The organism is Saccharothrix algeriensis (assembly GCF_016907655.1).
Classification (GTDB): Bacteria; Actinomycetota; Actinomycetes; order Mycobacteriales; family Pseudonocardiaceae; genus Actinosynnema; species Actinosynnema algeriense.
Map to the genome: position 1 here is coordinate 6,447,176 of NZ_JAFBCL010000001.1, position 14,120 is coordinate 6,461,295.

At 75.6% G+C, this 14,120-nt stretch carries 13 protein-coding genes; 10 read left to right on the forward strand and 3 right to left on the reverse strand.

Annotated elements, in window-relative coordinates:
* Nucleotides 1-274: 274 nt before the first annotated feature.
* The gene (locus tag JOE68_RS28975) at nucleotides 275-1,864 is read right to left on the reverse strand and encodes a hypothetical protein (RefSeq protein ID WP_204845545.1); all 1,590 of its coding nucleotides are present in this window, start codon (nucleotides 1,862-1,864) and stop codon (nucleotides 275-277) included.
* A gap of 201 nt (nucleotides 1,865-2,065) precedes the next feature.
* Here JOE68_RS28975 and JOE68_RS28980 point away from each other — a divergent pair, with 201 nt between their 5' ends.
* Nucleotides 2,066-2,434 carry a YciI family protein gene (locus tag JOE68_RS28980; protein WP_204845546.1) on the forward strand — a complete coding sequence of 123 codons (369 nt, stop codon included), beginning with the start codon at nucleotides 2,066-2,068 and terminating at the stop codon, nucleotides 2,432-2,434.
* Between the two features lie 189 nt (nucleotides 2,435-2,623).
* Here the strand turns inward: JOE68_RS28980 and JOE68_RS28985 are convergent, their stop codons facing one another.
* On the reverse strand, nucleotides 2,624-3,559 hold the full coding sequence (locus JOE68_RS28985) for an RNA polymerase sigma-70 factor (protein ID WP_204845547.1): 936 nt from the start codon (nucleotides 3,557-3,559) through the stop codon (nucleotides 2,624-2,626).
* Between the two features lie 221 nt (nucleotides 3,560-3,780).
* Here JOE68_RS28985 and JOE68_RS28990 point away from each other — a divergent pair, with 221 nt between their 5' ends.
* The 5 genes from JOE68_RS28990 (at nucleotide 3,781) to JOE68_RS29010 (ending at nucleotide 9,686) form a co-directional block, all read left to right on the forward strand.
* Complete coding sequence (locus JOE68_RS28990; RefSeq protein ID WP_204845548.1) at nucleotides 3,781-4,266, forward strand: carboxymuconolactone decarboxylase family protein; 486 nt, start codon at nucleotides 3,781-3,783, stop codon at nucleotides 4,264-4,266.
* Nucleotides 4,267-4,560: 294 nt separating this feature from the next.
* Nucleotides 4,561-5,847: a M14 family zinc carboxypeptidase gene (locus tag JOE68_RS28995; RefSeq protein ID WP_204845549.1), complete on the forward strand. Its 1,287-nt coding sequence runs from the start codon at nucleotides 4,561-4,563 to the stop codon at nucleotides 5,845-5,847.
* Between the two features lie 688 nt (nucleotides 5,848-6,535).
* The gene (locus JOE68_RS29000) at nucleotides 6,536-6,979 is read left to right on the forward strand and encodes a hypothetical protein (RefSeq protein WP_204845550.1); all 444 of its coding nucleotides are present in this window, start codon (nucleotides 6,536-6,538) and stop codon (nucleotides 6,977-6,979) included.
* A gap of 293 nt (nucleotides 6,980-7,272) precedes the next feature.
* On the forward strand, nucleotides 7,273-8,433 hold the full coding sequence (locus tag JOE68_RS29005; RefSeq protein WP_204845551.1) for a PLP-dependent cysteine synthase family protein: 1,161 nt from the start codon (nucleotides 7,273-7,275) through the stop codon (nucleotides 8,431-8,433).
* Nucleotides 8,430-9,686 carry an MFS transporter gene (locus JOE68_RS29010; protein WP_204845552.1) on the forward strand — a complete coding sequence of 419 codons (1,257 nt, stop codon included), beginning with the start codon at nucleotides 8,430-8,432 and terminating at the stop codon, nucleotides 9,684-9,686. The genes JOE68_RS29005 and JOE68_RS29010 overlap by 4 nt, the downstream gene beginning before the upstream one ends.
* A 42-nt stretch (nucleotides 9,687-9,728) precedes the next feature.
* On the opposite strand, the gene JOE68_RS29015 is transcribed toward JOE68_RS29010, so the two are convergent.
* Entirely contained in the window at nucleotides 9,729-10,139 is a 411-nt protein-coding gene (locus JOE68_RS29015; RefSeq protein ID WP_204845553.1) for an arsenate reductase ArsC, read from the reverse strand.
* Nucleotides 10,140-10,197: 58 nt separating this feature from the next.
* Here JOE68_RS29015 and JOE68_RS29020 point away from each other — a divergent pair, with 58 nt between their 5' ends.
* From JOE68_RS29020 to JOE68_RS29035, 4 genes are all read left to right on the forward strand, one after another.
* Nucleotides 10,198-10,500: an ArsR/SmtB family transcription factor gene (locus tag JOE68_RS29020; RefSeq protein WP_307819964.1), complete on the forward strand. Its 303-nt coding sequence runs from the start codon at nucleotides 10,198-10,200 to the stop codon at nucleotides 10,498-10,500.
* Entirely contained in the window at nucleotides 10,497-11,561 is a 1,065-nt protein-coding gene (arsB, locus tag JOE68_RS29025; protein WP_275584751.1) for an ACR3 family arsenite efflux transporter, read from the forward strand. Before JOE68_RS29020 ends, arsB begins: the two co-directional genes overlap by 4 nt.
* Nucleotides 11,562-11,686: 125 nt before the next feature.
* Nucleotides 11,687-13,201: a serine/threonine-protein kinase gene (locus tag JOE68_RS29030; RefSeq protein WP_204845555.1), complete on the forward strand. Its 1,515-nt coding sequence runs from the start codon at nucleotides 11,687-11,689 to the stop codon at nucleotides 13,199-13,201.
* 47 nt (nucleotides 13,202-13,248) lie between these two features.
* Nucleotides 13,249-14,118 (forward strand): LLM class F420-dependent oxidoreductase, encoded by an 870-nt coding sequence (locus tag JOE68_RS29035; protein ID WP_204845556.1) that lies wholly within the window; start codon nucleotides 13,249-13,251, stop codon nucleotides 14,116-14,118.
* The last annotated feature ends 2 nt before the right edge of the window (nucleotides 14,119-14,120 follow it).

Genomic DNA, 14,120 nt, shown 5'->3' on the forward strand with positions numbered 1-14,120 from the left:
AGGCTAAGGCCGCTCGGCCGCACCGCGACGGGGCCGACCGGGCGGTTGCTCCGCGCCGACCGGAAAAGACCCCGAACGGTCGCCCTACCATCGTCCGGGTCCCGGGACGAACGGCGGACCCGCCGGCCGCGCGGCGCGGCTCACCGCAGAGGTTGCGCCGGCCGCGGCCCCTCGCACACCCGGGACTCCCGGGGTGGCCGGCCCGGGACCGCCGCGGCCCGACCGGGGGGCGCGGCGACCGCTCGGCGCCCCGAGCACCCCTCCCGGCCGGGTTTCACCACGCCGGCACCTCGTCCGCCGCGCGGACCGCGAGGTGGTAGTGCCGCTCGGCCGCGTCGAGGTGGGCGGCGAGTTCCGACTCGCCGGAGGGGACCACCCGCAGCCGGGGCGGCGGTCCGAACGCCGACGCCGGGTCCGGGTCGGCGGGCGGGGCGTGCGGAGCCGCGGGCGGCGCGAGGTCGAACGGGTCGTGCACGGCGTCCAGCGGCCAGGCCCGCGCCGCCGCGGGCGCGGGGCCCGGACCGACCCCGGCGCAGGCGTGCTCGACCAGCTCGAAGGCCAGCCGGCTGCGGCCGAGCGCCGTGATCAGCTCGAAGGCCAGGACCAGCGCGGGGGCGGCCACCACGCCCGCCCACCGCTCCCGGGTGGGACCGGGCGCGAACCGGTGGCCGAAAGCCTCGATCGCCAGCGCCGCCGGCAGCGCGAGGCCGAGCGCCGCCTCCCGCCGGCGCGCGCGTTCCCCGCGCCGCAGGGTCGCGCGGGCCGAGGAGGCCACCACGTCGGCGCGCAGGAAGTCGACGCGCGCGGCCTGGTGCCACGCGCCGGACCCCGCGCACAGCTCCCGCGCGGCGAGGAAGTGCCGCTCGCCGTCGGCCCAGCCGCGGGTGACCGAGGAGACGTAGCCGCGCAGCAGGCGGCACTCGACGAGCACCGGCACGTCCCCGGCGCGCTCCAGGGCGGTGGTCGCGTCGGCCAGCAGCCGGTCGGCGGTGCGGACGCGGGCCCGCCGCAGCGCGACGGCCGCCGCGCCGAGCCGGCAGCGCGCCGCGCCCACCACGTCGCCCGCCCGCTCGTGCCGCCGCAGCGCGGCGGTGAAGCGCTGCCCCGCCTCGGCCGCGCGGCCGGCGCGCAGGGCCAGCCGGGCCAGGTCCTCCTCGACGCCGGCGGGGTCGTCCCCGGCCGCCGCGCGCAGTTCGCCCGCCAGCAGCAGGTTCTCCTCGGCCCCGGTCCGGTCCCCGGTGCGCGCGGCCAGGGCCGCGAGGCCCGCGTAGGCTTCACCGGCGAGCCGGGGCTCGCGGTCGAGGGCGATGTCCAGCGCCCGCCGGAACTCGACCTCGGCCTCGGCGAGGCGCTCGGCCGCGAGCAGGGCGTTGCCCCGGGAGTTGCGCAGCTGGAACGACAGCAGCGGGTGGGCGGCCCCACCGGCGGCCCGCTCGGCCGCGGCCAGGTCGGCGAGCGCCTGCGGGGCCCGCCCGAGGGAGGTCAGGGTCTGCGCGCGGTTGACCAGCGCCGCGCACCGGACGGCGGCGGTGCCGTACTCGTCGCCGGCGGCCCGCTCGACCTCGGCGCAGGCGGCGAGCGCCCGCTCGAACAGCGCCAGGGCTTCCCCGGGCCGCCCGCGGTCGGCCACGACCCCGGCGAGGTTGCACAGCGCCCGCGCGCGCAGGTCGAGCCCTCCCGCGTCCGCGTCGGGCGCCAGGGTCCCCCGGTGCGCCGCGTCGAGCAGCGCTTCCGCCCTGCCGAGCCGGCGCCGGGCGTGCGCGCGCGCCGCCCGGTCGACGAGCCGGCGCACTTCCGTCCACTGTGGACCGTAGTGGCCGGTCGCCCGCACGCCCAGCAGGTCGTCCCCCGGTGATCGGCCCATCGCCCGGCCCCCTTCGCCCGAGGCCGACATCGTAGCGGGGACGGCCGCGCGCGCACCGCGACCGCGGTCGGGCCCGGGGTCCCGGTCGAACAGTTCCCGGGGTGGTGTCGAATCCGGGCGCCGTCGTTCGACGCTCGGGTGACGGCTGATGCCGGCGCCGGGGGAAACCCGGCGCCGGCCCGGGACGACAAGGGAGTGGCGATGCGGTTCCTGGTGCTGCACCGGCTGGACGAACGCGCCTCGGAGGCGTGGGACCCCAGCCCCGAGTTCGTCGAGAGGATGGGGGAGTTCGTCCGCGAGGCGGTCGACCGGGGTGTCCTGATCACCGCCGAGGGCGTGCACCCCTCGGGGAAGGGCGCCCGGGTCCGCAAGGCCCGCGGCGCGGGGACCACGGTCAGCGACGGGCCCTTCACCGAGGCCAAGGAGGTGATCGGCGGCTTCCTGCTGATCAACGCCGCGGACCGCGCGGAGGCCGTCGGGTTCGCCCGGCGCTACGCCGCGCTGTTCGACGAGGTCGAGGTCGAGGTCCGCCAGGTCGTGGAGGAGGAGGACCTGCCGACCCCGGTCTGACGGGTGGTGGGTCGGCCGCGAGGCCGTGCCGGGGAGGCCGGCCCACCACGACCCGCCTCGTCGGCGGGCCCCGCTCAGCCCCCCAGTTCCGCGGCGAGCCCGTCGGAGGTCAGCACCCGGCCGAAGAAGCCGCGGATCGAGCGGAGCGTCGCCTCCTGCGCGGAGCCGGACAGGGCGCCGGTCGCGTCCTCAGCGCCGCAGGGTGGTCTCCCGCTCCACGCGGGAGAGCTTCTCCGGGTTGCGCACGGTGTAGAGCCCGGTGACCAGACCGCCCTCGACCCGCACCGCCACGACGCTGTCGACCTCCCCGTCGAGCCGCAGCAGCAGCGCCGGGCCGCCGTTGACCTGCACCGGCTCGACCGACACCGCGGCGCGGATCCGGGGCAGCCCGGCGGCGAGCAGGCGGGCCACCCGGTCGGCGCCGACGACGGGCCGCAGCACGGCCTGCTTGACCCCGCCGCCGTCGCCGAGCAGGACGACGTCCGGGGCGAGGACGTCGACCAGGCGCTGCAGGTCGCCCGTCTCGATCGCCAGCCGGAACGCGTCGAGCGCGGTGCGGGCCTCGGCCGGGGAGACGACCCCGCGCGGCCGGCGCGCGGCGACGTGCGCCCGCGCCCGGTGGGCGATCTGGCGGACCGCGGCCGGGCTCTTGTCGACGGCCGCGGCGATCTCGTCGTAGGCCAGGGCGAAGACCTCGCGCAGCACGAACACCGCCCGCTCGGTCGGCGCGAGGGTCTCCAGCACCAGCAGCACCGCCATCGACACGCTGTCGGCCAGCTCGACGTCCTCGGCCACGTCGGGCGCGGTGAGCAGCGGTTCGGGCAGCCAGGGACCGACGTAGGACTCCCTGCGGCGGCCGAGCGCCCGCAGCCGGCCCAGCGCCTGGCGGGCGGCGATCCGGACCAGGTAGGCGCGCCGGTCCCGCACGCCGGCGAGGTCGACGCCCACCCACCGCAGCCAGGTCTCCTGGAGGACGTCCTCCGCGTCGGCCGCCGAGCCCAGCAGCTCGTAGGCGACGGTGAACAGCAGGTTGCGGTGGGTGAGGAACGCTTCGGTGGCGGGGTCCGGGCAATCGCCCTCGCCCCCGCCGCGCGGGTCGGGAGTGGTCCGCGACGTGCCGGTCATGGGTGGCTCCTGTTCACTCGGGACTGCGCCACCCAACGGACGCCGGGCGCCGCCGTTCTGTGACAGCAGGACGGCCGGCGGTTGTTTCCCCGCCGCGGTGGCGCCGGGCCCCGATGGCCCGGGTGGCGCGCGTCACCTTCCCTTCCGTCACAACGACACCGCGGCCGGCATCCAGTGGTCGTCCAGCGCAGAGCGCACAACCGAGGAACGGGGACGAAGTCATGAGCGCCCGCATCAACCTGTTCGACAATGAGCTCGCCATGAAGTTCGCCAAGCGGTTCGCCAACGCCGGCCTGGTGATCCGCCGGTCGTCCCTGCCGGAGTCCACGCAGGAGCTGGTGTCGCTGCGCGCCAGCCAGATCAACGGCTGCGGCCTGTGCACCGACATGCACACCAAGGACGCCGCGAAGGCCGGGGAGAGCCCGGTCCGGCTCCACCTGGTCGCGGCGTGGCGCGACGCCACGGTGTTCACCGACGCCGAGCGGGCCGCGCTGGCGTTGGCCGAGGAGGGCACCCGGATCGCCGACGCCCACCGCGGCGTGTCCGACGAGACGTGGGCGCAGGTGCGCGAGCACTACGACGACGACCAGGTCGCCGCGCTGGTCGCGCTGGTCGCCCTGATCAACGCGGCCAACCGGGTGAACGTGATCGTGCGCAACCCCGGCGGTTCCTACGAGCCCGGCATGTTCGACGCCGTGATGGGCTGACCGGCTCGCGGAGCCCGGTCCGGGACCGCTCGGCCCACGGGCCGGGCGCGACCGTTGGGGGAGTGCCGCCGGGTGGGTGGCGGCTCCCGCCCGGCGGCACTCCCCACCGGGCGGGAGCGTTCCCGGGCGTTCACCGCCGTCACCGGATCGGCCGCCGGTCGTCGGTCGCGCGGTGGCGGTGGGTCGCCACCCGGTCGAGGTCGCGGCCAACCGGGTGCAGTGCGGTCGGATCCGCCGCCCGACTAAGTAGGGTCGGGAACTTGTGACGTCCACCATATCCGCGAGGAGCCGTACATGTCCGTACGCAGACGTCCCGGGGCGCTGATCGCGTTCAGCGCCCTCGCCCTGCTCGGCGCCGCCACCGCGGCGCCGGCGTCCGCCGCGCCGGACGCGACCGCGCTCGCCGCCACCTGCAGCGAAGCGCCGCGGGACCTGCCCGTCCACCAGTTCACCGACCACCGCGAACTCGGCGTCGAGCTGGACCGCATCGAGCGCGTCAGCGGCGGCAAGGTCGCGGTCGACCTGCTCGGCCGCAGCAACCGCGGTCGGGAGGTCTGGTCGGCCCGGGTGGGCACCGGTCGCAAGGCCGTGCTGCTGACCAGCGAGATCCACGGCAACGAGAAGACCGGGACCGACGCCCTGCTGACCCTGCTGGACTGGGTCGGCACCAGCGACAGCGCCAAGGCGAAGCGCTGGCGCAGCGAGCTGACCATCGTCGCCATCCCCAAGATGAACCCCGACGCCGCCGAACTCGACCGCCGCGGCAACGACATGACGTGGCAGGAGGTGACCGCGCGCTTCCCGCAGCTGCGCGGGGCGCCGCCGGCGTGGAACTACTACACCGGGTCGCTGCAGGGTGACGACTACTCGGCGAAGCCGGGGTTCGACATCAACCGCGACTACCACCCGGACCTGGACTACGTGCCGCGCAAGGAGGACCTGCCCGGCGCGTCGGGGCTGCCGGGCTGGTACCTCTCGCCGGAGACCCGCATCGTCCGGGACGTCTACCGCGGGCTCACCGCCGAGTTCGGCGAGGTGGACACCTACGTCGACCTGCACCACCAGGGCGCCTGCTACGTGATGCCCGACGACCCGGAGCAGTTCGTCACCCTGTCGCTGTCGGGCCGGTTCGTCAACGACCCGGCGACCACCCCGGGGCTGGAGAAGTACGCGGACCGCTACGACCTGGACTACTCGAAGCGGCTCAACGTCGCGGTGCACAACGCCCTGCAGGCCGCCGCCGCGAACCGCCCGGTCTTCGGCAACGTCACGCTCTACCCGCAGGACATCCACCTGCCCGGCACCGGGCTCGGCTCGTTCGCGCTCAACGGCAGCGGCGCCGTGCTGTTCGAGGTCCGCGGTCAGACCCAGACGCTGGGCCAGCAGCACCGCGCCCTGCTGACCCGGGCCGTCCACATCGGACTGGACGGGCTGCTGTCGAGCATCGCCAGCGGCCAGGTGCACCGGCTCTCCCCGGCCGACTACGACCGGATCCCCCCGCGCGGCCCCAACATCGGCGGTCCGGGCGAGGACGCCGACCGCCGGGGCGGCGACCCGCGCGACGCCGTGCTGGAGCGCTAGGGCCGTGCTGGAGCGCCAGGCCGGTCCGGCGGGGCGGTGGAGCGCCAGGCCGGTCTGATGAGGTCGCGGTCGGGTGGCCGGTGACGTGCGTGACGGTGATCCCGCCGGGGAGGGGTTCGGCAATCGGCCTCCTCGGCGGGATCACCCGGGGGTGTTCCGGTTGTGAGGTTGCTCTGCCCCGTGTTGGTCCACGTGCGGTTGGTCTGCCCGTGTTGGCCCACTGTTCGGTGCGGAGCTTGGTGGAAGAGAGGAAAGAGTCCTCGCCGGACGGGCAGGCCGCCAAGGAGGAGGAAGAGCGGTCGTGTTCTCCCCGTGTGGCCTGTCAAAGACGACCATGCTTTCTTGGGGGGTGCAAGCGAAAAGCGTGCTTGCACCCCCCAAGAAAGCATGGTAGCCCTCCGGGCAGGCCATACGGGGAGAACACGAAGGCACAGGTTTGCGCCGGGGGCGCTGCCTGCTGTCGAAGCCGCCGCCCGGTGCCGCGACGGCCGGGGCTACCGTGCGCACCTGGTGCCGCCCGGTCGTGGAGCGCCGTGCGGCGGCTCGCCGCGGCGGTGAGCTGGAAGTCCACTGTGGACTGAATTGTGCGGTTGTTTCTCCGGTTGCGCATTGACAGTTGCCATTTGCGGATTACCGGTCGTACCGACGATCAGCTGTATCGCGTGCGCTGCGCGTTCAGTATGGTCACGTGATTGTGGAAGGTGGGTTCGGGACCCGGCGGAGCAAGCGGTGGCTGAGGCGGTTCGCGCCTTGGGTGCTGCTGGCCGGTTTCGCGTACCTGTACCTGGCGATCTGCGTGTCCGGTGGGAACGCCGGGCCGGCGGGTGTCGCCCAGGTCGTCCCCGCCGCGGTCTCCGCCCCCGCGGCGACGCCGCCGCCGGCCGACCACCACCACGGTGACGACGACGGCGGTGGCGTCCTGATCCACCACCCGGAGTGCTCGGTCTTCCTCGGCAGCGAACTGCCGGCGGGGGTGGACCTGCTGCTCGCGCTGGGGTTCCTCCTGTCGTTCGGCGCGTTCGGCGAAGCGCGGCACCGCGTCGCGCGCGGAGCCGGTGGAACACGGCCGCGTTCGACCGGGCTGTCCGGTGGGCGCGTCATCCTGCTGTCGCTGTGCGTCGCGCGGACCTGACCGGTCCCCGCGCGGTGGTGCGCCCCGCGACGCCCGGTGCGGCGTCGGACCGGGCACGCGTGCCCCTGACCGCCGCCGGGACCCGCTGAAAACCGCGCGCTGACCGTCGTGCGGCGCGGCGGGCGGCCCGTCGTGCGGGAACGAGCGTGATCGCACCACGTCCTTCTTCCCTCTGTTGTCGAGGGCATCTTCCGTCGCCGTGTGCCCGTGCGCCCCATCTCGCGCTGATCGCTGCTCGCAGTCGTCCCGCCTGCGCTCGTGCACGTCCCGAGCGGAAATCCCTGGGAGTCCACATGGTCCACATCCCGCACCCCGGCCCCGGCCCGGACGCCGCGGTCCTCCCGACGGTGCTGGACACCGTCGGCGCCACCCCGATGATCGCCCTGCGCCACCTGACCGACGAGTCCGACGCGTCGGTGGTCCTCAAGCTGGAGCGCTGCAACCCCGGCGGCAGCATCAAGGACCGGCCCGCCTGGCACATCGTGCGCAAGGCCGAGCAGGACGGCCTGCTGGCGGCCGGCGGGACGATCATCGAGTCCTCCTCCGGCAACTTCGGCATCTCGCTGGCCATGATCGGCGCGGCCCGCGACTACCGCGTGATCGTCATCGTCGACCCCAAGGTCACCGCGACGAACCTCGCGATGCTGCACGCGTTCGGCGCGGAGGTGATCGTCGTGGACGAGCAGGACGACACCGGCTCCTACCACAAGACCCGCATCGCCCTGGCCAACCGGCTGCACCGGGAGATCCCCGGCTCCTTCCGCCCCGACCAGTGCTTCAACCCGCTCAACTCCGAGGCCCACTACCGCGACACGGCCGTGGAGCTGGTCGACCAGTCCGGTCCCGCGCTGGCCGCGGTGGTGGCCACGGTGAGCACCGGCGGGCAGCTGGGCGGGATCTCCCGCTACCTGCGGGAGCACGCGCCGCAGGTGCACGTGGCGGGTGTGGACGCGGTGGGCTCGACGGTGTTCGGCGGCGAAGCGCACTCCTACCTCATCCCCGGCGTGGGCCTGGGCTGGACGCCGGCCAACGTCGACGACCTGTCCCGCCTGGACTCGGTCTACAAGGTCTCCGACGAGGACGCCTTCCTCGCCTGCCGGGTCCTGGCGCGCGCGGAGGGCGTCCTGGTCGGCGGTTCGACCGGGGCGGCGCTGTGCGTGGCGCTGCGGCTGGCCCGGCAGCACGGCGCGGGCCGCTCGGTCGCCCTGCTCGCCGCCGACAGCGGCGAGCGCTACCTGCACACCATCTACAACGACGACTGGCTGGCCGAGCACGGGCTGAGCCCGGACACCTCGCCGGAGGAGCTGCACCGCAGGGTGGAGCGCCTGACCCCGTACAGCGTCCAGCCGGCGCAGACGGCCAACTACCGGCCGGAACTCGCCGAGCAGCTGGGCTCGCCCTACGCGTCGGCCGGCGACCGCCTGCCCACGGCGGCGGGACGGCCGCGGTCATGACCACCGACACCGGGCGCGCGCCGCGCGGGGCGTGGTCGCTCCCGGACTTCCGCCGCCTGTGGCTGGCCAACACCGCCGACGCCTGGGCGGTCTCCCTGCTGCCCGCGGCCGTGACGCTGGCGCTGGTGCACCGGGGCGCCGGGGCGCTGGCGCTGGGACCGGTGCTGGCGGCCAAGACCGTCGGCTTCGTGGTCGCCACCGTGCCGGGCGGCGTGCTGGCCGACCGCTGGTCCCGCCGCAAGGCGATGGTCCTGGCGTGCCTGGTGCGGGCGGTCGCCGCGCTCGCGCTGCCGGTGGCGCTGACCGGGCCGGGTTGGGGCAGCGCTCTGTGCGTCCTGCTCGTCGGCGCGGGCGAGGGCGCGTTCCGCCCCTCCTACCAGGCGATGGTCGGCGACCTGGTCCCCGAGCCGCAGCGGCAGTCGGCCAATGCCCTGTCCACGATCACCTTCCGCCTGGCGCTGGTGCTCGCGCCCGGCGCGGCGACGCTGGCGGTGGTGCGCTTCGGGCCCGCGGCGGTGCTCGTGCTCACCGCCGCGCTGTGGTGCCTGACCGCGCTCGCCCTGCGCGGGCTGCCCGAGCACCGGGGCGCCAGCGGGAGCCCGGAGGGGTCGGTGGTGGCGCAGTTCCTGTCCGGCGTGCGGGAGGCCCGCCGCCACCGGTGGTTCGTGGCGGGCCTGGCGATGCTGGTCTTCGTGCTCGCCGCGGGGGAGGCGTCCCAGATGGTGCTGCTGCCGGTGATCAGCCGCGACCGGTTCGGCACCGACTTCGTCTACGCCGCCGCGCTCACCGGCTACTCGGTCGGGGCGCTGGCCGGCGGCGCGGTCATGACCCGCTGGACGCCGCGGCTGCCCGGCCTGGTCGCCGTGCTGGGCCTGGCGCTGTACGCGGGCATCCCGCTGGCGCTGGCGCTCTCGTCGCTGGCCTGGCCGGTGCTGCTCGCCTACGTCCTGGCCGGGGTGGGCATGGAGCTGTTCAACGTGCCGTGGTTCGGCGCCGTCCAGCGCGAGGTCCCGCCGGACCTGCGGGCCCGGGTGTCCTCTTTGGACTTCATGGTCTCCTACTCCATGAGCCCGCTCGGGCTGGCGCTGCTGCCGCTGGTCGTCGTGGCGGCCGGAATGCAGGCGGCGCTGGTCGGCACCGCGGTCGTGGTGCTGGTGGCCTGCCTGGCGACGCTGGCGGTGCCGGGGATGACCCGCTTCCGCACGCCGGGGCGGACGCCGGCCGCCGTCGCCGAGGACCGCGCGGCGCGGTGACGCGGTCGGACCGGTGGCCCGTCGCGCCCGGCGGGCCACCGGTCAGGCCGGGGGGTCGAGCAGCTCGGACAGCAGGCGGCGGACCCGGCGGTCGATCTCGTCGCGGATGGGCCGCACGGCGTCGACGCCCAGGCCCGCCGGGTCGTCGAGTTGCCAGTCGAGGTAGCGCTTGCCGGGGAAGACCGGGCAGGTGTCGCCGCAGCCCATGGTGATCACCACGTCGCCGGCCTCGACGTCCGCGGCGGTGAGCCTGGTGGGCGTCGCGGCGGTGATGTCCAGGCCGAGCTCGGCCATGGCCAGGGCGGCGGCCGGGTTGACCCCGTCGGCGGGCGCGGAGCCCGCGGAGCGGACGGCGACCCGGCCCAGCGCGTAGTGCTCCAGCAGCGCGGCGGCCATCTGCGAGCGGCCCGCGTTGTGCACGCAGACGAACAGCACTTCGGGGATCGCGCTCAACGGGGTCTCCTCGGTCGGTGGGGCGGCTCATCAGCCGGGCATGATGTATCATACTCGAGTGATATCAGTACAGGATGATGTGCTGCGCGTCCTCGCCGAACCGCTGCGCGCGCGCATCGTGGAGTCGCTCGCCGAGGAGCGGCTGTGCACCTGCCACCTCGTGGAGCTGACCGGGGCGACGCAGACCAACATCTCCAACCACCTCAGGGTGCTGCGCGAGGCCGGGCTGGTCGAGGCCGAGCCGCGGGGCCGCTTCACCTACTACCGGCTGGTGCCCGAGGTGCTGGAGCGGGCCGCCGCCTCGCTGGCCGCCGTGGCCGACCGGGCGCGCTCCGGCGAGCAGACCCGGAGGGCCTGTTGAGCGCCCCCGCCGCCGACCGGTCCGCCGTCCTGCGCGGGCTGTCGTCGCTCGACCGCCTGCTGCCGGTGTGGATCGGGGTGGCGATGGCGGCCGGCCTGGTGCTGGGCCGGCTCGTCCCCGGCCTGCCGGGCGCGCTGGACGCGGTGCGGGTCGCCGGGGTGTCCCTGCCGATCGCCCTGGGCCTGCTGCTGATGATGTACCCGGTGCTGGCCAAGGTCCGCTACGACCGGCTGGGCGCGGTGACCGGCGACCGGCGCACCCTGGCGCTGTCGCTGGTGCTGAACTGGGTGCTCGGCCCGGCGCTGATGTTCGCCCTGGCGTGGCTGTTCCTGGCCGACCTGCCCGAGTACCGCACGGGGCTGGTCATCGTCGGGCTGGCGCGCTGCATCGCCATGGTGGTCATCTGGAACGACCTGGCGTGCGGCGACCGCGAGGCCGCCGCCGTGCTGGTCGCGCTGAACTCGGTGTTCCAGGTCGTCATGTTCGGCGTGCTGGGCTGGTTCTACCTCGACCTGCTGCCCGGGTGGCTGGGCCTGGGCACGACGTCGCTGGACTTCTCGCCGTGGGAGGTGGCCCTGTCCGTGGTGGTCTTCCTGGGCGTCCCGCTGGCCGCGGGCTACCTCGGCCGGAGGCTGGGCGAACGGGTCCGCGGGCGGGACTGGTACGAGTCGAGGTTCCTGCCGAGGATCGGCCCGGTCGCGCTGTACGGCCTGCTGTTCACCATCGTGGTCCTGTTCGCCCTGCAGGGCGACCGGATCACCGCGCGCCCGTGGGACGTCGCCCGCATCGCGCTGCCGCTGCTGGTGTACTTCGCGGTGATGTGGGTCGGCGGCTACCTGCTGGGCAGGGCGGCGGGCCTGTCCTACGAGCGCACCACCACCCTGGCGTTCACCGCCGCGGGCAACAACTTCGAGCTGGCCATCGCCGTGGCGGTCGGGGTGTTCGGCGTGTCCTCCGGGCAGGCGCTCGCGGGCGTCGTCGGCCCGCTGATCGAGGTCCCGGTGCTGGTCGGGCTGGTCTACGTCAGCCTGTGGCTGCGCGGGCGCTGGACCACCACCTGAGCCCGGCGGCGCCGGGAGGGCCGGCCCCGGTGGTGGGACGTGCCCCGCGAACTGCGGAGCCGCCGGGGCGCAGCGCCCTACACTGCTCGGAGAGGTCCGCACCAGGTGAGCACCGGGGGAGTGGGATGTCCGGCGGATTCGCCCCGCTCACCGCCGACGACCCGCGCGTGGTCGGCGGGTACGCGTTGCGCGCGCGGCTGGGCGCCGGCGGGATGGGCCGGGTGTACCTCGCGTTCGGCCCCGGCGGGCGGGCGCTGGCGGTCAAGGTCGTCCGGGCCGAGCACGCCGAGGACGAGGAGTTCCGGCGGCGCTTCGCGCAGGAGGTGGCCCTCGCGCGCCGGGTGCGGGGCGCGGGCGTCGTGCCGCTGGTGGACGCCGACCCCCTGGCCGCGCTGCCGTGGCTGGCCACCGCCTACGTGCCCGGACCGTCGCTGCGGCAGGCCGTCGCCGAGCACGGCCCGCTCCCGCCCGCCGCGGTCCTGCGGCTGGTGGCCGGGGTCGCCGAGGGGCTGGCGGCGGTGCACGCCCGCGGCATCGTGCACCGCGACCTGACGCCGGCCAACGTCCTGCTCGCCGAGGACGGCCCGCGGGTCATCGACTTCGGGATCGCCCGCGCCGCGGCGGCCACGTCGCTGACCCGGACCGGGGCCAGCCTGGGCACGCCGGCCTTCATGGCGCCCGAGCAGGTGCGGGGGCGCCCGGTCACGCCGGCCGCGGACGTGTTCGCGCTCGGCCACCTGGCGGTCTTCGCGGCCGCGGGCCGGCCGGCGTTCGGCGAGGGCAACCGCGAAGCGCTGTTCTTCCGGATCCTCGGCGAACCGCCCGACACCGGGGACTGCCCCGAGGAAGTCCGCGCCATCGCGACCCGCTGCCTGGCCAAGGACCCGGCCGAACGGCCGTCGCCGGCCGAGGTCCTGGCGCTGGTCGCCGAGCGGGCGGGCGGGCGCCCGCCGCCGGGCCCGTGGCTGCCCGAAGCGATCCGCACGTCCCTGGCCGCCCACGACACGTCCGCCCTTCGCCGCACGTCCGCCCTTCGCCGCACACCGGGCACCAGCACGGCAGTCGGCCCCACGGTGGCCGGCCGCACAGTGGTCGGCCCCACGGCGGTCGGCCGCACGGCCACGCCGGCGCGGGCTCGCCGGGCCCGCCGCCGCGGGTCGGTCGGCCCGACGGTCGCCGCCGCCGTGATCCTCCTGGCCACGCTGGCGGTCGTCACCGCCGGCCCGGTCCGGGTGCTGAACGCGGCGACCGGGCTGTTCCCCGACCCGAGCGCCCTCCCGACCACGCCGCCCCCGGCCGCGCAGGCGCCCGCCGAGGCCCCGCCCCGGTCGCCGACGGGCTCGCCGGCCGCCGGGTGCGCCCGGGTGGTCGAGGGCATCGAGGCGTTCAACCGGTTGCCGGAGGACGGGGGCTGGGCCGCCCGCGTGGCGGGCGCGCGGCACCTGGCCACCGCCCTGGCCGCCGCGGCCGGGGTGGTCACCGACCCCGCCGTCCGCTCGGCCCTGGAGACGATGGCGACCGACCTCACGACCGCGATCGGCCACGCCCTGACGGGGGACGTCGAGCAGTTCCTCGCCCTGAGCGACAAGGTCGTGTCCGACGGCGAGGCGCTGGTGAACGCCTGTCGGGGGACCGGCTGACCGCTCGTCCCCGTGCCGGAGCGCGCCCCGGCTCCTAGGCTGGGTGCGTGCGCCTGGGTATTCACATCACCGAGTTCACCGTTCCCGCCGGCCCGGCCGGCATCGCGCCGGAGCTGGCCGAGGTCGCCAGGACCGCGGACGCCGCGGGCGTCGCGCGGTTGTCCGTGATGGACCACTTCTTCCAGATGGAGCGGGTCAAACCGGCGACGGACCCGATGCTGGAGGGGTACACGACGCTCGGCTTCCTCGCCGCCCACACCTCCGCCGTGCAGCTGGGCCTGCTCGTCACGGGCGTCACCTACCGCCACCCCGGCCTGCTGGCCAAGATCGTGTCCACTGTGGACGTGCTGTCCGGCGGCCGGGCCGAGCTGGGGATCGGCGCGGCCTGGTACGAGCGGGAGCACCTCGGGCTCGGGGTGCCGTTCCCACCGCTCGCCGAGCGGTTCGAGCGGTTGGAGGAGGCGCTGCGGATCTGCCTGCAGATGTGGGACCCAGAGGACGACGGGCCGTTCGAGGGCGAGCACTACCGGCTCGCCGAGACCCTGTGCTCGCCGCAGCCGATCCGCCGGCCGCCGATCCTCGTCGGCGGTGGCGGCGAGAAGAAGACGCTGCGGCTGGTCGCCCGGTACGCCGACGCGTGCAACCTGTTCGCGGGGGACAAGGACCAGGTGCGGCACAAGCTCGACGTGCTGCGCGGGCACTGCGACGCGCTCGGGCGCGACTTCTCGGCGATCGAGAAGACCCTGACCTACCGCGCCGCTCCCGGGGTCGGCGGCGCGGACGGGTTCCTGCGGGACGTGGCCGACTACGCCGGGCTGGGCGTCGACACGGTGATCCTCGTGCCGCCGGGCGACGCGCCGGCGGCGTGGGCGGAGCGGGTCGCCGCGCCCCTCGTGCCGCGGCTCGCGGACCTGTGACC